Genomic DNA, 18173 nt, shown 5'->3' with positions numbered 1-18173 from the left:
GCGTCAGGCTTTGGCGTGCGACGACTTGTGCCGGGGATGTACCGTACTTTGCCTGACTGGCACAAACAGCGCCCTGATAACATCATAAAAAATAGTGCTGTTCTTAATATTTAACTTACTCATCACCTCGCGCTTAATGGCGCTAACGCGTTTTTCCGAGCGCCCGGTGATCTTCGTTAATAATTCTGGCTTCATACCCATACTGAGCGACAGCAGAATAAACAGTTCGTTATCCGACAGCGAAAAGTAGTGCGCCTGTTCAATGTCATCGCACGACTCATCGCTCTGCGCATCAATCAGTAGTTCACAGTGGTTATTTTTAATACTATATGCCACCAGGCCGCGGCATTTACGCAATAAATAACCGACAATCAACGGCGAAATGGCCTCGGTGAGTACCATGACGTTTTTTCGTCGAAACCTTGCGGCTTCTGCGCCAAGCGCGTCGATCGTCTGACGGATATCCAGATCGTTAAGGATAATGATGTAGTCGAGAACCGCACTATTTAACTTATACTGGCGAGTGCTCGCCGCACTGACGTTCAATATCGACTGAATACCCAAATTAAGAAAAATATTGTCGCTGTAACTGACAACCTCCATTTAGCTGACTCCATGGTAATAGTAGCCAGCGTAAAATGCTAATGAGTATGAAATGTTATTGCAACACAGCATAATGTCCATAATTGGACCCGTTAATTCATCGCTAAGAATACTATTTCGGACAACAAAAAAGGATTAGTCTCATTCGCAAAAATAAATCAAGAACAATCATTAACATCAGCTATATCATCCGATTTCGGCATGCTATACTTCTTTCCAGAATATCCATTGAGAAATAAGAAATGTCGCAATCAGACGATTCGTCCCGACCGCTACATGCCTTTGAGTTTAGTCAGCAAACGAAACCGCTGAAGGCAATAACGGATCTACACAACGTGCTGGCCCCTTTTGGCACCGCGTTTACGCTAAACGCATCGACAAAAATGCTACTCAGTAACGATCGTGAATCGGCGTTTATTTTACTGGTGACCACCGGCTGCTTTTCTGTAAGCCATGCCCAGGTCGATCTGCATATGGCCACCGTTTTTGCCCCCACCGTCGTGGGCCTTATTGACGGCTATAGCCTTTATTATGATGTTAAGGCGCGCCCGCAGCACTATATTCGCGCAGAAACCGACTGCACTGGCTGGATTGTGCCGTTGGACCTGTTTGTTGAGAAGTGCGATGAGTTTAATTTATGGCACGATATCTCGCGAATTCTCGCCCAGCGCGTCATGGTCATGAGCGCGCGCGACAGCGAACTGGTCGGTAACGATGCCTATAGCAAAATTCGCTCACTGCTGATGGAACTCTGGCTCTACCCGGAAGATATTCGACTGCAAATTAAAGTTTCCTCTTTTATTCAACGCCGGACCAGAATATCTCGCAGTCGAATTATGGATGTACTCGCAGAATTAAAAAAGGGAAATTATATCGAGATGAAATCAGGCGTGCTGATTGCTATGGAAAAATTACCCGTCGCTTTCTGATATTGATATTATTGAAAACGATTATCATCAATAAATATCCTTTCCGCTTCCGATTTAAATGTTTTGCCGGCAATGGCGTTACCCATAAAAAAATCGACATTGATCACATTATTATACATATCGGCATCAACCCATAAATTAAGCCAGCAGGTTGCCTGTGATAAATACGTTGATAGCGCCTGTCGATTCCCGGTTTTCTGATATTCCACAATCAGCGCCAGCGCGCGGTCTTTTCTGAAACGCGCTGTCTCCAGACCGCTTTCACGTAGTATCAATACCTGGTGATAATATTTTTCTGGCATCTGCTCAAAATGCGTTAATACGGACTGCTGGCGTAGGGTCGCTAATAGCGTAAATGCGCCGGCACAAACGGCAATCATTATAAGCGCCGAAAAATACGGCAGCCAACGACCGCTGAACGCGCGTACGAGCGAACCATCCCCAACGGCGAGGCTAAGCAGCATAATAAACGTCAGCCAGTGCGTTGCTGACTGATAAAACGGGTACTCCACCTGGGTATGCAACAGCAGCGGCAGCAGGCAGAACAGCAGCGACAGCGTCTGGCGGTTTGTCGTGCGGAAAAAAAGAGTCATGCCGGCCCACGCCAGCAGCATTAGCCCCATCAGCGCCACCAGTCCGCCTTCAACCCACCAGTAGAGCAGTTCATTGTGCGGATGCGGAATCACCAGGCTGCCATTGGCAATCGGCATCGCACGATCGGCAATAAAGTGGCTGAAGTGCCAGACGTAGCTGCCGTAGCCCCAGCCCACGAACGGGTGCAGCGCAATCATGCGTAGGGTTTCACGTAAAATCATCAGCCGCTGGAGGGTCGAACCATCGTGCTGCGCCAGCGCCTCGCTAAACGACAGCGGCATCAAACTTATGCCGATAGCTACGCCCACCGCCGGGGCACCCAGTAACAGTCCGCGTCGCCATACCGGGGAGGTCTGCCAGTGCAGGCATACCATCCCAACGTAGACGCAAATCGCGCTTAGCCAACCGATGCGCGAGGAAATCTCTGTTAACACCCAGAACAGCACCATCACCGCCACGCTGATGGCAGCGATTCGCGCAGCCTCCCTTCGCGGATATCGGCTACGGAAAAACGGTGAACCGAGACTGAACAACCCCACCGCGCCACCGCACGCCAGAAACGACCCGGCAACGTTGCGCTGCTGAAAAACGCTGATATTTCCCGGCGAGGCGGCAAGCACCTGTTGTTCAAACCCGGGAAGGACGGTCGGCAGATGCAGCCCCAGCAGGCTGTAAACCGCCTGAATCAGCCCGGCTAACACCAACAAATACAGCAGCGTTTGCCGCTGGCGCGCGCTGAATCTCACATGCGTCAACAACAGTAGCAGCATCACGCCTGCCCACAGCCCGGCAAAACGCGGCAGCGCATCAAGACGCCAGCTCGGTTCGGGGCTCCACGCCAGCGGCAGGCTCATTAACAACGCGCCCAGAAGAATGCGTCGGGTGCCGGGTGCCACGACGATGGCGGAGCGGATAAAACAGGGCCAGCCACAGCCCAACAACAGCAGCATGCAAAACCAGACCCACAGCGAGGTAGGGAGTTCACTGCCGCTGCCGCCCATATTAGCGATCACCAGATGCATCACCAGCAGATAAATCAGCGCCAGCATGGCGACCAATGGCCAGGCCTTTCGCATATTCACATCCCTGTTCTGGACAGCCATTTGCTTACCTTAGCGTTTGCGTCTGTATGGGCATTACACGCCCGTAGTCATTAATGGTTTGCCACTGCAGCACGCAGCGGCCGCTGGTCGGGCAGATGTTTTTCACCTCGGAGGCAAACGGCGCCACCATGCCCGCATTCTCCACCGTTCGGTCGTTGACGCGTAGGTTAACTAGCGTGACGTAATAGGGCGTCGGGTTGCTGACCAGGGTCTTGCTGCCCTGCGCTTTCCACAGCAGTTGACGATAGGCCTCTTCTTCGCGCCCCTTCAGACCCACTGGGCGATAAAACAGTTTCATCCGGCTCCGAATCGCTATCTGTAAGGCATTTGCGGTCGGCTTGCTCTGGGTTTCAGGAATGCTGGCCACGCTCAACCAGAACAGGCTTTCGCGGTCATCCGGCAGGTCACCGCCCATACGCATAATGCGTACAATGTTGCTATGCCCTGGCAGCAGCGGAAACAGCGGCGGCGTGGTGATAAACGGCACCTGATTGCCGCTCTGCCCCTGCGAGTCCAGCACCTTTGACAGCACCAGATAGCGCTGCTGAGCGGTGTTGTTCACCGTAAAGGTGATGCTCGGCTTGTCGGCATCAAAGATAAAACGGGTACCGTCTACGGTAACGCCCGCGTGGGCGGAAACGCCGAAGACCAGCAGGGCAAACGGGCAATATTTCATGGGCACTCCCCCGCTATTGCCAGGTCAGCGTAAAGGTCGCGGTGGCGTTTGCCGTGCCGCTGGTCACGCTGCTCGCCGTTGCCATATAGCGGGCGTAGAAGATAAAGACGTTATCGGTACGTGTCGGGTCAATTACGTAGCGGGATGAGGCCTGATTCAGCGGCAGCCGGGCGTGATCGGCACTTTGCAGTTCAATAGCAACCCCCTGAGCCGCATCGCTACCGCTGTCGAGCGCCAGCAGCGTTTTATCCGCCGTGTCTGCCGTCCCGCTAAAGGTAAAGTCAACGCCGGTCGCTGCGGCACCGCACTGTTGCAGATCGATAATAAAAGCCACCGGCGACGAGCCGCTGCCTTTAGTGGCGAACTGCTTTGCGGCGATATCGCCCAGCGGTACGGTCTGCGCCTGGGAGGACGGTGCCACGATACAGGTGTTATCCTGAATGGATCCGCTCACGTAGACGGTGCCGTCGTGCGCCTGCGCGCTGACAGCGGCCAGCAGAAGTAGCGTGAGGATTATTTTCATTACTGGTAGCTCAGATCGAAGTACATGACCGACGAGGCGTTTCCGGCGGTGACCGGAATTTTCGTCGCCTGATAGCGCAGGAAAAACGTCAGCGCGTTATTGTCTCCTTACTGCAGCGACTGGCTGTCGCTGGTGGTGTTAATCGCCACCGTTTTCTTATTGGCATCAAGGATCTCCACGCCAACCCCAGAGGCCATATCCCCTTTCCCGGCGGTATCTGAAAGCGCCAGCAGCTTGCCGTTGTCGCCGTCCGGCGTGCCGCTGAACATCACCGTCGCCCCGGAAATACCGCTGCTACAATTTTTCAGGCGGATGACCAGATCGGCGGTTGGCGATACGTCGCCCGCCGTGTGAAAGGTGTTGCTGCTGAAATTGCCAATAAAAATGGTCTGCAGGGTGTCGGCGGTTTCCACATCACAGGTGGAGGCTACTACCGTGCCGCTCATGTCGATTTCAACGCCGTTATTCGCCGCCTGAACCGTTGCCGCGCTCAGCGCCCATCCGATGATCGCCAGCCAGTACCTCCGTTTGCCGTTATTCATTGCTGCCCCTTAATTAAAATCGACCACGATATAGGCCTGCGCATGGAACACTCCCTGCTGCGGCTTCTTACCGGTGGCGCTAATCGGCGCAACGGTAAACGGTACCGTCGCGACGTAGTCCTGCAGCTGGAACGGGATGGTGCCGGTGTTGGGCACGATCACATTGCCGAGAATATCGGTGAACTGCACCGCGATATCGCTGTTGTCGGTAGCAATCGCCGTCGGTTCATTCACATCGGCCTGCCCCTGAAAACGGAAGCTCAGGCTCGCCATTTCGCTCACGCCGCCCGAGCACTTCACCGGCACCTGGCGGCTCACCGGGGTGAAGCCGGAAGGCTTTTGTCCTTTGGTTTTGAAGTTACCCGAGGAGAGCGTGCCGAAGTCGATGGTAATCACCTGGTTGCCGTTCACTTCGCAGCTCTGCGGCACGGTGATCGAGCCGCTAAACGAGATGGTATAAACCGGCGTACCGAACGACCCGCCGCTGCTGCGGTTGATATAGACGTTGAAAAGGCGCGTCTGAGGAATTGTCACGTTGCCGACAAAGGGTTTGGCAATTTTTATCTGCAGCGTGATGTTGGAATCTGACACCGGGAAGTTGCAGCCGTTGGATACACAGCCGTCAGTGCCCATTTTGGCGTAGTTGGCCGGTGCGTAAACATCCCCGGCAACCGCATCGGTCACCCGCAGCGCGCCTTCAAGGTAATCGTTGAGCTGAAGGTATTTCCAGCTACCGGACGTCTCCACTACCGGGTAGTTCGAGACGTAGGAACGATAGGTGTAGTTATTTCTGTTTGAAGCCACCTTCGGACAGTTCGCATTCATATGAATATCACCAGAGCGTACGACCTGGGTGGTTTTTCCGGCCACGTTGGTATCCGCCGTCAGCGCGGTTGTCACGTCAAAGTTTTCGTTCTGCGTTGACCCGGTGGCATTGGAACAGCTGTCCGACGAACCGGCAAACGCCGTGCTGGTTGCGCTCAATAACAGTAAACTAAATAGCATTTTTATTAATATTTTCATGAACTTTCCGCAGCGTTAATGACAGGTTTCCGCCACCCGATTAAAGGTGGTCATCTGGTCGGCCGAGAGCTGGTAGGCCACTGAGCAGCGTTTGTCGTCCCCTTCCCCCCACTGCACCACCAGCGTGCCGGACGGCGGCAGGCCGGAGAGATAAACCTGTCCGTCATCGCCGACCAGGCTGCTCTGCTGGCTGTCGTTGACCGTCACCGTAGAACCAAACGGCACCGGTTTATTCAGATGGTTGAGGGTCATCAGCACGCGGGCGCCGATATGGGCGTTAAACTCCGCGCGCACCATCGCCCCCTGCGTTGGCACCACGTTGACCACCGCATCGTCGATATCGACGTTTTGCCCCATTGAGTTGGTGTCCAGCGCCACGCGGTTCTGTCGATAGGTAGTGGCATACGGCACGACCGCGTAACCACGCCAGTCGGTTTTAACCCCGGTGGTGTTCTCCAGCGCCACGCCCGCCGCCCCTGGCGCTTTCACCAGAATATTGGTGTCGCCCAGCGGTTGGCTCAGGGTGACGCCGTTACGGTGAACCACAACGCCGCCGCTCATGCCGTAGTTGCGCTGGTGATAGCCGTCGCTGTAGTTGTAACCGGCCTTCAGGTTGCCGTAAGTGCCCTGATAGCTGAGGCTGGCGTTGCCGCTGTCGCCAGTACCGTGGTTGCCGTAGCTCTCCTGCACGTTGTAGTTCAGGTTGTTCTCAGCAAGCAGCGTGCCGTTGACCCCGGCGGTCTGTGAGGTTTTGCCGTGGCGGTCGGTACTCATGTTGTACGAGGCGTTAAACGTGTTCGCCGCGTGGTAGACGTCGGCGTTACCGCGCCCGGCGAGCCATTCGCCAATCGGTAGCGAGACGTTAAAGGCATAAACCTGGTCAGCCTCGCGCGCTCCGGGCGAGCGATCGTAGTTCCACGTCAGACCGAAGGAGATAGTGTGCCAGCTGCCGTTATAGCCAATCTGGATAAGCCGGTCGGTTTCATCGGTATGCCAGTAGCTCTGCTCGGAGCCGGTGATAAACAGCGAACCGTTTTCGCCCACCGACTGCGAAACGTTGATCTGCACTTTGCCTTTTTTGGTGTAGTAGAGGTTGTAGAAATCGGTCCACTGCGGCTTATCCTGCTTGCCGTCGTGGTCGTCATCCTGAAAACCGGCTTCCCCGGTGTACCCGTCCATATGCTGGTAGGTGGTTTCATCGAGGGTGTAAAAACCCTGCGTCGAATAGCGATAGCCCAGCAGCTGGAAGTTAGTGCCGAGCGAGTTCAGCGCTTTGGCGTACAGAAAACGCACGGACTGACCTTCATGCTGGCTGCCGTCCACCAGCGTACTGTTGGCCTGGGTGATATCGGTGGATACCGCCCCCAGGTCGCCCATATTGAGCCCAATACCCAGCGCAAACGCCCGATAATCCGCCGATGCCTGGCTGCCGCCGTAGGCGGTAAATCCCCTCGGCAACCCCCAGATAAGCGTCCCCTGCGCAAAATCCACTTCGTCTTGCTGATCGTTACCGCTGCGGTATTTCCCGGCGGTCAGCGCGTATTTCAGCCGCCCTTCACGCTGGAGCAGCGGCACCGCTGAATAGGGTACTGTGTAGCTATTTTCGCTGCCGTCCGTCTCCTGCACCGTCACCTGCAAATCGCCGCTTGATGAGGTGGGATAGAGATCCTTAATGGCAAACGCCCCCGGCGACACGTAGGTCTGGTAGATGACGTAGCCGTTCTGTTTGATGGTGACTTTGGCATTGCTGCGGGCAATACCGCGCACGGTCGGCGCAAAGCCCTTGAGGCTGTCCGGCAGCATATTGTCATCGGAGGCGATCTGCGCGCCGCGAAAGCCCAGCGAATCAAATACATCCGACGGTGTGTAGCTTTCACCCAAGGTTAACTCCGACTTTAACGGGACGATCGTCCGTTCGACATAGGTGCTGATGTGCTGCCATTCGTTCTGCGTGCTGCCTTCGCCGTGGCTGTAGTTCCAGGTGGAGTAGTCACGAAGACGCCAGGCCCCGAGGTTCAGACCGCTTTGTAAGTTCAGGTAATAGCTGTCCTGGCTGCTGGTGCCGCCGCTGTTACTGCCGGAAAAGTCATAGTTCAGGGTCATAGCGTTTATCCCCTGATCCCACTGTTCCGGCGGAATATAGCCACGCGCGCTCTGCTTCATCCCGGCCTGCGGAATGCTGATATCAAGTTTCTGGTGTTCAAAATCAAAACGGGTGCTGCCGTCAGGAATAGCGTCAAACGGGACGCATTGGTCTGCAGGCAGCGCTTTGAGCGCCGGGAAAGCATTCGGGTTAAGCCCCATCGCTTCCAGACGCGTCAGGGTAAAGCACGGTGACAGCCCGGTATCATCCTGGCTTTTCTTAACTGCTTTAAAATCGACGTCTTCGCTGGAAATAAACTGCTGGTTAAGATAAATATCAACCCGATATTTTCCAGGTGCCTGTCCATTGCTATTTTCAAAACGCGACAGGTCCGCTACCGCTGAATTATCACCGGAAAGAAACGCTGGGTTAAAATAGTTATCCGCGCAGGCCATATAGGGAATAGCGCTCAGTGCCGCCGGCAAAATAACGGTAAAGCCGTACTTTGGACAACGCAAAGCCCGTGCGATTGCCTGAGCGGCATAGCAGTTACGAAGTGTCATTATTTCGCCGACCTGTCCCGCGGGTTATTCCATAACCGCATGTTGTTTCGGCGTATTCGCGCCGTAATCATTCACCGTCTGGAAAGTGATATCACCGTGCGCGGTTGACGGCACGGCGAGGCGGCTCTCCCCTAATGGCGGTACCATCGTGGCTGGAAGCGCGGCGGTGCCTTCAGTCAGTTCAACCAGGGTCACGTAGTACGGCGTGGGGTTTTTAATCGTCAACTGCGAGCCAGCCTGATGAAAACGCAGCTGTGCTGGCGCGTCGGCGGACGGCATCGTCAGCCCCTTAGGACGGACAAACAGCTTGATACGGTTGAGAACCGCAATTTGCAGCGTATTTTTATTTTGCGCCTCTTTACTGGCGGCCGGAATGGCTTTCACATTCATCCAATACAGGCTTTCACGGTCTTTTGGCAATGACGCATCCTGGCCGATATACATCACCCGCAGGGTGTTTTCTTTTTTCGGTTTAATCACAAACAGCGGTGGCGTCACCACAAAATCGCTGCTCTTTTTACTGTCGGCGTTTTCTACCCAGGACTGAATTAAAAACACGCCGTGACTATCGGTATTATTGACCGACAGTGAAATCTGCTCGCTTCCCTGAGGATAAATAACCCGCGTAGCGCCAAGCGCAATACCGCCATAGTCAGCCGCCTGGGCAAGCGGCGAGAATAACGGCAGGCTGGCTAACGTCAGCGCCGTCGCCCATAGGCCGGTTCGGGAAAAAATAGACATGAGTTACCTTTTAATAAAATGCGCCCGCCGCGGCGGAATAGTTACATGTAGGTCAACGTGAACCAGGTTTGTGCATCCGCTTCGCCTGGTGAAACGTTCTCTGCAGTTGCCCGATATTTGGCGACAAAGTTCAGTACATTGGTGTCATCTTTCAGCGTGGTAAAAAGCTGCGGTGCCGTATTGGGGACAATCACATTGCCGTTGCTATCAAAGATGCCGATGCCCACGTGGGCCGCACTGCCCGCTCCGCTGGTCACCGCCAGCACCGTCGGATCCTTCTCGTCGGTGACGCCGTTAAACGCCACGCCAACCTGCTGGCTAATGGCGGTGTCACAGTCCTTTAGCACGATGGTGAATGGCTGCGGGTTTCCCCAGCTGCCGGTGCCGCCAAACAGGCTGGAGCGTACCTGCCCCATGTCCACCGTCTGGGCATCGCTATTGGTATCCACCGCGCAGGCCGCTTCTACCACTGCGCCGGTAAAATGCACGTCGCCGCCGGGTACGGTGACCACATGGTGATTGCCGGCCCAGGCCAGCGGCATCAGACCGTTTAGCAGCAGCGCCAGGCCCGGTTGCGATAGCTTCATCCCGCCTCCTCTTCACAAATTTGCCCTCCGTGGCGTTAACCATCCCTGAAACGTTACTCGTAGGTGACGTTGAAGGTCGCCGTCGCGTCGACGTTACCGGCAGTCAGCGTACTTGCGGTGGTGATGTAGTCCGCAGAGAAGCTCATGACGTTATCGCCGTCGATAAGGGTGGCGGCTTTCGATTCTTTGCCCAGATCCAGCGCGGTGCCGTCGGTGTCATAAATCTGCACGCCAACGCCCTGCGCGCCGCCCGCACCGGCCATGTTGTCCAGGACGCCTGCGCTGCCTTCCGCCGCCGCGCCGTTAAAGGTCACGGTTGCCTGGGTAGACACCTGGGTGTCGCAGTCGGTCAGCGTGATGCTGAACGGGGTTTTCTGGTTTGCCGCCGTGCCCACCGTCGGTTGCTCGCCGAAGGCCGCCAGGCGAACCTGCCCCATATCAACGGTTTTGTTGACCGAGTCTTGTGCGACGGCACAGGCAGCATTCACCACCGAACCGGTAAAATGAACGGAACCACCGGTTACCGTGGTTGGGCCGGTCGCATCGCTGGAGCCGCCCATTGCCATTGCCGACCCACCCACCATCATTAATGCCAGCGTCAGTCCTTTAACCGTTAAATTTTTCATTTTCATTGCCTTTGAGTTGTCAAAATTAATATTTCCCTGATGTTTAAGACAAAATAGGGGAACGTTCCCATTTAATAAATTAAATAGTCTGCAAAGTAATTATTGAACTGGGCAATTTTTCTCGCAGCAATCGCTATAAATAATATTTTGTCGTCAGATCGTCCGAACCTGATGGCGCAGATTATCCACAATGCCAATATTGTTTTACAACGTCGTTTTTATCCGATAGTGGACAGTTACTTTTCGAAGAATGATGATTTCACTTGAAAGCCATGACCTAACGTGTTGTTTCAAGTAAATATTAACACCGTTACACTATGTTAATTTTGTGTATTAATACCACGTAAGGAGTATCTCACCAAGGAAGTTAAATAGCATTTCAGCGGTAGATAATATTTATTAATTTATAGCGAAAAATACACCAAATAGTGACTAAATAAGCGTAAATAAACATGCACTTTTAATTTATAAAAATGTCAGTAGGATCTTCATCGCAAAAGATATTTTTACTTGTCGGTAGCTTACTAATTTAGTCAGGTACTATCGTCTGACGGACAAAAAGACGCCCCCAGTGATGCGGAGAGCGCCTCTTCTCTGGATAGGAGAAAAGGCAACGATGGGATATCACTTAATAATAGCTAATGGTTACTTCGCGCAACTCCGGATGACCCAATATCGCTTTCTGGCTCACCATACCATAATGCTGCATAAACGGCGCATTGCCTGTCGCAGACATGACGACCTGGTCAACCTTATTTTTTCCATCGCGATAGCAGCTTACCTGCATGATTTGTGCCTGGGGAACCACATTACAACCACCTTCAACAATCTTACCAATAAAGTGAATTTTTCCTGAGGTAGCGCGAGTTTGTGCCAATAGCGGGGAGGATAACGTTAAAGCGGCAAGCGCCAGGCAGATTGCATGAACGGTTTTCATCTTCAGACCTCACATCCTGTGAGCAATGACCGGTATCGCGAGCGCCTCGCCATACCTCCTTCTTCGGCCTGTTTCGCCATCGTGTCGGCGGAAAAGGTTAGTCTGCTGACTCTATCGTCGGTGACGTTTTTCAGGTATCGCGCATTCGTCGTATTCAGCCCTTATTTCAGCCGAATCCGCGATCGTCATCAGATAATTTTTAGGATTAACCTCAGTCTAAAAAGGCAATAAAACGGCCGTTCTGCGGATATTACGCATTGCCAGTCCGGCGCAATATGTTAGGGTAATGTTATTGTTGTTAATTTATGGAGAAAATAGCCGTCTCACCTGCCTTTATTTCCACCTTTTATCCAAGCGGGAATAACCTGTCATTTCTGGCTTAACACGCGAAAATAATAAGGTCATGATTATGCAAACCACAACAAAAAGCGTCCTTACGCTGGCAGCAATTTTTACCTCATCTACCCTATTTGCTGCCGACCTGCCCGGCAAGGGCGTTACCGTCCATCCGGTGCAAAGTCCCCTACCGGAAGAGACCTTTCAAACCGAGATAATCAACCGCGCGCTGACGCAGCTCGGCTATACCGTCGCACCTATCGAAGAGGTGGAGTACAACGTCGCCTACACCTCCATTGCCGCCGGGGATGCCACCTATATGGCGGTGAACTGGATGCCGCTGCAGCAGGATATGTACCACGCCAGCGGTGGCGATAAAAAGTTCTACCGTCAGGGCACCTATATTAGCGGTGCAGCACAGGGCTATTTGATCGATAAAAAAACCGCCGATAAATACCATATTAACGATATTTCGCAGCTGAAAGACCCTAAGCTCGCGCAGCTATTTGACGCCAACGGTGACGGCAAAGCGGATTTAGCAGGCTGTAACCCCGGCTGGGTGTGCGGCTCGGTGATTGATACCCAAATCAAAGCCTACGGTCTTGATAAGACGGTGACGCAAAACCAGGGCAACTATTCGGCAATTATCGCCGACACCCTCTCCCGCTATAAGGCCGGGAAGCCAGTGCTCTACTGGACCTGGACGCCTTACTGGGTCAGCGATGAGCTCAAGCCGGGTAAAGATGTGGTGTGGCTGACCGTGCCGTTCTCGGCGAATCCGGGCACGCTTAAGGATTTGAATACCGAATTGCCGAACGGCAAAAATTACGGCTTTGCGGTAAACAACGAGTACATCGTGGCTAACAAAGAATGGGCGGCGAAGAACCCGGCGGCGGCGAAGCTGTTTGCGGTGGCGAAACTGCCGCTAGCGGACGTGAACGCCCAGAACCAGCTGATGCATACCGGGAAATCGACGCCGGAGGATATCCAGAGCCACGTCGATGGGTGGATTAAGGCCCATCAGCAGACGTTTGATGGCTGGATAAAAGAGGCGCTGGCGGCGAAGTAATACGCGTTGTGGTAAACCCGGCGGCGCTTCGCCTGGCCGGGCTACAAGGGTGCAATATTCGCCACCGTGGCGGGGCGATTACTCCATCACACGCGCACGCTTAATGCGGCTCTCTTCGCTGGTCTCCGCGGACGTCACCAGCGCAAAGCTAAAGCTCACCTCGGTATGCGGCTGGTTGATATTGCGTTCCTGCGAAAGCGCCTCGTCGGTGATTTTCACCGGGTCTGCAATCAGCTCTTCACGGGTGGCGAAGGCAAAATCGTCCCACAGGTAGGCATCACCGTTGAGGTTTATCTGCGTGGTCAAATGCTTATACCCCGGCGCTGACACAAAGAAATGAATATGCGCGGGACGATTACCGTGGCGACCTAACTGGTTCAGCAGCTTCTGCGTTGGGCCATCCGGCGGGCAGCCGTAGCCGCAAGGCACGATACTCTGCACGGCGTAGCGTCCATCAGCGCCCGTTTCCACACGGCGGCGCAGGTGGTATTCGCTCTGCGACTGATCGAAGAACGAATAGCCGCCCAGCGTGTTGGCATGCCAGATATCGACAATTGCGCCCGCCACCGGATTACCTTCAAGGTCGGTTACCTGTCCGTGCAGCCACATCGGCTCGCCCTGCTCGCTGCCGTCGTCCATGCGCGCAAACTGCTTGCTGAGCGGCGCGCCCGCGACGTATAGCGGCCCTTCGATGGTGCGCGGCGTGCCCACGTCGTTACCTGCGGCAGCCTCTTTTTCATCGGCGCGCATATCCAGATAGTGCTCCAGCCCCAGCCCTGCCGCCAGCAGCGCCGCTTCTTTACGCTCGCCCAGTTCGTTCAGGTAGTTCACCGCCAGCCAGAACTCTTCGTCGGTGATATCAAATTTGCGGATAGTCTGGCACAGGTCGCTCAGCACCTGGTGCATGATTGCCTTAAAGCGCTCGTTGCCCTGCTCGGCGTTCAAGCCGCTGCTGATGGCCAGTAAGGATTCCAGTTCGGTCTGTTTTGCGGGATTAACGGACATTGCGTATTCCTCTTCGTAGGGTAAGGTTTGTTGTTTTAATCAATGGCCGACGGGTGTCGGCATAACGGCTGAACGCTGATCTCCATATACGGATAGAGCGGCAGCGCGGTTAAGAGGTCGTGAAGCTCCTGGTTATCGGCCACGTCAAAAATGCTGACGTTGGCGTACTGCCCGGCAACGCGCCAGATATGCGGCCATTTCCCTTCACGCTGAAGCTGCTGGGAATAAGCCTTCTCTTTAGCCTTAATCTCGTCCGCTTGTGCTTTCGGCATCGTTGACGGGATATTGACGGTCATTTCAACTTTGAACAGCATCGGGATGTCCTTTTAGTGGCGGGCGTAATAACGCAGTTTGTCGAGGTCAATCTCCACCCCCAGCCCCGGCCCCTGCGGCAGCGAAACCTGCCCCTGGCGGAAGTCGAGCGGCGTGACCACGATGTCATCTTTCAGCAGCAGCGGGCCGAACATCTCGGTGCCCCACTGCATCCGTACGGTGGACCAGGCGTGCAGCGAGGCCACCGTGCCGAGCGAGCCTTCCAGCATGGTGCCGCCGTACAGCGCCACACCCGCCGCCTGCGCCACGTGCGCCAGCTTCAGCGCCTGCGCCGGGCCACCCGCTTTGGCAATCTTCAGCGCATAGGCGCCGCTAAAGCCACCGTGCGCCAGCGCGTAGCCGTCGTGGCTGGTTGCCACCGCTTCATCAGCGAGAATGGGAACGTCAAAGCGCTGACTGAGGGCAATCAGCCCCTGCCGGTCCCACAGCGGGGTTGGCTGCTCAACGAGGTCAATGCCGCCGTCCTGCAGCTGGCTCATGCCGTTGACGGCGGTGGTGAAATCCCACGCCTGGTTAACGTCAACGCGAACGCTGACCTCCGGCCCCAGCGCCGCTTTAATCGCCAGCGCGTGGCGAATATCGGTTTTGAGATCCCGGGCACCAATTTTCAGCTTGAAGGTGTCGTGCCGCCCTTCCGCCAGCAGCCGTTTACCTTCGTCAATGTCTTTGTCGGTGTCGCCGCTCGCCAGCGTCCACAGCACCGGCAGACGGTCAGTTATCGCCCCGCCGAGCAGCGCGCTCACCGGCAGCCCCAGCAGCTTGCCCTGGGCATCCAGAAACGCAGTTTCCAGCGCCGATTTGGCGAAGGTATTCCCCTTCACGCTGGCGTTCATTTTGTCGGCCAGTGCCGCTACGCCGCTGAAGGTCTGGCCGCACAGCAGCGGCGACAGGTAGGTTTCAATGGCCGACCTGATGGCCTCCGGGCTTTCCGCGCCGTAGCTCAGCCCGCCGATAGTGGTGGCCTCACCCCAGCCAACCACGCCCTGGGCGCACTGCATACGCACAATGGTCAGGGTCTGACAGCCCATGGTGGCCATCGACAGCTTGTGCGGGCGAATGGTGGGAATATCCACCAGCCAGCAGGTCAGTGATTCAATCGTTAACATCCGTTGCTCCAGCCTTTGTAGAGAGTGTTGGGTTTGACGGCAGGCTTCGCAGGGCAATCCACGCCAGCAGCGCATAGCCGATCAGCAGTAAGGAAACCGGCCAGGAGGCATCGAACGCCATCAGCAGCGCCACCGCCAGCATCGGGCCGAGGCCGCCGGAGAAGATCGAGCCCACTTCGTGGCCCAGCGCCAGCCCGGAGTAGCGCACCCGCACCGGGAAGAGATCGCTCATGATGCACGGCTGGGTGCCGATCATCGCGCCGTGGCACACCGGCAGGCCGAGGAACATCGCCAGCATCACCGCGCCGTAGTTGCCGGTGGAGAGCAGCCAGAAGAACGGGAACGCCATCACCAGCAGGCCAATCACGCCGATGTAATAAACGGGCTTCAGACCAATCTTGTCCGACAGCGCGCCCCAAAACAGGATCGAGAAGAACTCAATCAGCATTGCCAGCGTCACCGCGCTGATGATCTCCCCGGTACCAATGCCAATGTGTTTGGCGTAGACCACCGAGAAGGTGAAGAAAATATAGGAAGCCCCGTTTTCCGGCAGCCGCAGCGCAATCGCCTGCAGCAACGCTTTCGGGTGTTCGCGCACCAGTACCAGCAGCGGGATCTTTTCGTGCTTATCTTCCGGCTTCGCCTGGGTGAAGGCTTTGCTCTCGCGAATGTTTTTGCGGATATAGACGCCGACCAGGAAGATGACGATGCTCAGCAAGAACGGCACGCGCCAGCCCCAGCTCAGGAAATCGCTCTCTGGCAGCTGTTGGACGAGGTAAAAAGCGAAGGCCGAGAGCACAAAGCCACCGGAGACGCCCATCTGGCTCCACGCGGTATAGAAACCGCGACGGGACGCCGGGGCATTTTCGCTCAGCATCAGCACGCCACCGCCCCACTCGCCGCCGGAAGCCACGCCCTGTAAGAGACGCAGGATGATGAGCGACAGCGGTGCCCAAATGCCTATCTGCGCATAGGTCGGCAGCAGGCCGATAATAAAGGTCGTCGCCCCCATCAGCGTCAGGGTCATGATAAGCGTCATCTTGCGGCTATAGCGGTCGCCGATATGGCCGAACAGAATGCCGCCGAGCGGGCGCGCCAGAAAGCCGACCGCAAAGCCGGAAAACGCCAGCAGCGTTCCCTGCAACGGGTCGCCGCCTACCGGGAAGAACAGCGGGCCAAACACCAGCGCCGCTGCGGTACCGTAGAGAAAGAAGTCATACCATTCCAGCGCATTACCCAGTACCGACGCGATCACCAGCTTGCGCATCTGCTGCGCGTCCTGACGGACGGTCGTTGATGTGACGGCAGTTTCAGAAACGACATTGCTCATCCGGCATTCCCCTTTTCGTCTTTAGGCTTCCACGTCACAGCCAACCGTGTGGTAGCGGCGGTTGAAATAGACCAGCCCACGCGGCTGCTCGCTGATACGAATCGCCTGCACCCGGCAGTAAAAGACCGAGTGGCTGCCCACTTCGTGACAGTCATCAATCAGGCAGTCGAAGCTCGCTACTGCCGAACTGAGTACCGGCGCGCCGCTGGCCATCACCTGCCAGCTGTCGTGGCAGAAGCGCTCTTCCGAACGCAGGCTGGCGTTGGCAAAAATGCCGGACAGCGTCTGGTGGTCGCTCGACAGCACGTTGACGCACAGCGCACCGTTTTGCTTAAAGTGCGCGTGGGCAAAAGAGTTGCGGTTCATGCACACCAGCAGCGTTGGCGGCTGGTCGGTCACGCTACAGACGGCAGAGGCGGTAAAGCCAAACTTGCCCGCCGGGCCGTCGGTGGTGATCACCGATACCGCGCTACCCAACTGCGCCATCGCGTTACGAAACTCGGTTTGCAGAGTCATAGAGAAGATCCTCAAAGATCGATTATCAGGCGGGCGCTTTTCGCCCGGGAGCAACACAGCAGGATCTGATCGCCATCGGCCTTCTCTTCGTCGGTCAGATAGTGGTCACGATGATCCGGCTCACCTTCCAGCACGTCGGTCAGGCAGCTACCGCAGATCCCCTGTTTGCAGGAGACGCAGACCTTCAGCCCCGCCAGCGCCAGCGCTTCAACGATGGTCTGATTTGCCGCCACCTGAACGGTGATGCCGCTGGCGGCTGCCACCACTTCAAACGGCTGCCCGCCGGTGTCCACCTCGGCGCTGAAGCACTCCTGGTGGATCTGCTCCGGCGCGTAGCCCCGCGCGGTGGCCTGCTCGCTGACCGCATCCATTAGCCGCGTTGGGCCGCAGACGTAGACATGGGTGCCAGCAGGCACGTCACACAGCACCGCATCAAGGTTGATACGCTGTTCATCGCTGAAGTGCAGATGCACCTGCGGGGCGTAGGCCGACGCCGTCAACTGGGTGACAAACGCCGCCTGGGCGCGGCTTCGCGCACAGTAATGCAGGCTGAAAGAGCGCCCGGCCGCCAGTAGCTCTGCCGCCATCGCCAGCATCGGCGTAATGCCAATACCGCCGCCGATGAGCAGGCTGTGGCTGGCCTTTTCATCCAGCGCAAACAGGTTGCGCGGCTCGCTCACCTGAATCGCGTCGCCTTCCTGTAACCGGTGAACGGCAAGCGAACCGCCTTTGGACTGACTGTCTTTCAGCACGCCAAGCTGATAGTGGTGGCGCTCGCACGGATCGCCGCACAGCGAGTACGGGCGCACCAGATCGTCGCCCAGATGCAAGTCGATATGCGCCCCGGCGGTGAACGCGGGCAGCACGGCACCGTCGGCCTGAGCCAGCGTCAGCAGCACTACCTCGCCCTGTAGCTCGCGGCGGATAACCTGTAATGTCAGCATCGAT

19 protein-coding genes are annotated in these 18173 nt (G+C 56.0%); 2 read left to right on the top strand and 17 right to left on the bottom strand.

Translation table 11 applies throughout. The annotated features are described in order from the left end of the window. Positions 1-3: 3 nt before the first annotated feature. Entirely contained in the window at positions 4-603 is a 600-nt protein-coding gene (locus tag V6940_RS03080; protein WP_333494779.1) for a hypothetical protein, read from the bottom strand. A gap of 242 nt (positions 604-845) precedes the next feature. Between V6940_RS03080 and V6940_RS03075 the strand changes: the two genes are divergently transcribed. Further along, on the top strand, positions 846-1532 hold the full coding sequence (locus tag V6940_RS03075; protein WP_333494778.1) for a helix-turn-helix domain-containing protein: 687 nt from the start codon (positions 846-848) through the stop codon (positions 1530-1532). An 8-nt stretch (positions 1533-1540) separates the two neighbouring features. Here V6940_RS03075 and V6940_RS03070 read toward each other — a convergent pair whose 3' ends face one another. The 10 genes from V6940_RS03070 to V6940_RS03025 form a co-directional block, all read right to left on the bottom strand. Then, positions 1541-3202: a PglL family O-oligosaccharyltransferase gene (locus V6940_RS03070; protein WP_333494777.1), complete on the bottom strand. Its 1662-nt coding sequence runs from the start codon at positions 3200-3202 to the stop codon at positions 1541-1543. 31 nt (positions 3203-3233) lie between these two features. After that, on the bottom strand, positions 3234-3905 hold the full coding sequence (locus V6940_RS03065; protein ID WP_333494776.1) for a fimbrial biogenesis chaperone: 672 nt from the start codon (positions 3903-3905) through the stop codon (positions 3234-3236). A 13-nt stretch (positions 3906-3918) separates the two neighbouring features. Further along, positions 3919-4428, bottom strand: a complete 510-nt coding sequence (locus tag V6940_RS03060; RefSeq protein ID WP_333494775.1) for a fimbrial protein — start codon at positions 4426-4428, stop codon at positions 3919-3921. A gap of 107 nt (positions 4429-4535) precedes the next feature. Continuing rightward, positions 4536-4970 (bottom strand): fimbrial protein, encoded by a 435-nt coding sequence (locus tag V6940_RS03055; protein ID WP_333494774.1) that lies wholly within the window; start codon positions 4968-4970, stop codon positions 4536-4538. Positions 4971-4979: 9 nt separating this feature from the next. Beyond that, positions 4980-5993 carry a fimbrial protein gene (locus V6940_RS03050; RefSeq protein WP_333494773.1) on the bottom strand — a complete coding sequence of 338 codons (1014 nt, stop codon included), beginning with the start codon at positions 5991-5993 and terminating at the stop codon, positions 4980-4982. Positions 5994-6008: 15 nt separating this feature from the next. Continuing rightward, the gene (locus V6940_RS03045) at positions 6009-8639 is read right to left on the bottom strand and encodes a fimbrial biogenesis usher protein (RefSeq protein ID WP_333494772.1); all 2631 of its coding nucleotides are present in this window, start codon (positions 8637-8639) and stop codon (positions 6009-6011) included. A gap of 24 nt (positions 8640-8663) precedes the next feature. Beyond that, entirely contained in the window at positions 8664-9380 is a 717-nt protein-coding gene (locus tag V6940_RS03040) for a fimbria/pilus periplasmic chaperone (RefSeq protein WP_333494771.1), read from the bottom strand. 41 nt (positions 9381-9421) lie between these two features. Next, complete coding sequence (locus V6940_RS03035; RefSeq protein WP_333494770.1) at positions 9422-9967, bottom strand: fimbrial protein; 546 nt, start codon at positions 9965-9967, stop codon at positions 9422-9424. A 53-nt stretch (positions 9968-10020) separates the two neighbouring features. After that, positions 10021-10593: a fimbrial protein gene (locus V6940_RS03030; RefSeq protein ID WP_333494769.1), complete on the bottom strand. Its 573-nt coding sequence runs from the start codon at positions 10591-10593 to the stop codon at positions 10021-10023. Between the two features lie 628 nt (positions 10594-11221). Continuing rightward, positions 11222-11530, bottom strand: a complete 309-nt coding sequence (locus tag V6940_RS03025; protein ID WP_333494768.1) for a hypothetical protein — start codon at positions 11528-11530, stop codon at positions 11222-11224. A gap of 409 nt (positions 11531-11939) precedes the next feature. Between V6940_RS03025 and proX the strand changes: the two genes are divergently transcribed. Then, positions 11940-12935, top strand: a complete 996-nt coding sequence (proX, locus tag V6940_RS03020) for a glycine betaine/L-proline ABC transporter substrate-binding protein ProX (protein ID WP_333494767.1) — start codon at positions 11940-11942, stop codon at positions 12933-12935. A 78-nt stretch (positions 12936-13013) separates the two neighbouring features. Here proX and catA read toward each other — a convergent pair whose 3' ends face one another. From catA to V6940_RS02990, 6 genes are read right to left on the bottom strand one after another with little or no spacing between them, the layout of a single operon-like run. Continuing rightward, on the bottom strand, positions 13014-13940 hold the full coding sequence (gene catA / locus V6940_RS03015; RefSeq protein WP_333494766.1) for a catechol 1,2-dioxygenase: 927 nt from the start codon (positions 13938-13940) through the stop codon (positions 13014-13016). 35 nt (positions 13941-13975) lie between these two features. Further along, positions 13976-14254, bottom strand: a complete 279-nt coding sequence (catC, locus tag V6940_RS03010; protein WP_333494765.1) for a muconolactone Delta-isomerase — start codon at positions 14252-14254, stop codon at positions 13976-13978. A 12-nt stretch (positions 14255-14266) separates the two neighbouring features. After that, positions 14267-15379, bottom strand: a complete 1113-nt coding sequence (locus tag V6940_RS03005) for a muconate/chloromuconate family cycloisomerase (protein ID WP_333494764.1) — start codon at positions 15377-15379, stop codon at positions 14267-14269. Next, complete coding sequence (locus V6940_RS03000) at positions 15366-16709, bottom strand: MFS transporter (protein ID WP_333494763.1); 1344 nt, start codon at positions 16707-16709, stop codon at positions 15366-15368. Before V6940_RS03000 ends, V6940_RS03005 begins: the two co-directional genes overlap by 14 nt. A 21-nt stretch (positions 16710-16730) precedes the next feature. After that, complete coding sequence (locus V6940_RS02995) at positions 16731-17225, bottom strand: flavin reductase (protein ID WP_185667702.1); 495 nt, start codon at positions 17223-17225, stop codon at positions 16731-16733. 11 nt (positions 17226-17236) lie between these two features. Beyond that, positions 17237-18169: a PDR/VanB family oxidoreductase gene (locus V6940_RS02990; RefSeq protein ID WP_333494762.1), complete on the bottom strand. Its 933-nt coding sequence runs from the start codon at positions 18167-18169 to the stop codon at positions 17237-17239. Positions 18170-18173: the final 4 nt, after the last annotated feature.

It is taken from the genome of Kluyvera sp. CHPC 1.251 (genome assembly GCF_036759945.1).
In the GTDB taxonomy this organism is placed as follows: domain Bacteria; phylum Pseudomonadota; class Gammaproteobacteria; order Enterobacterales; family Enterobacteriaceae; genus Kluyvera; species Kluyvera sichuanensis.
This window is presented reverse-complemented; position numbering and strand designations above follow the sequence as displayed.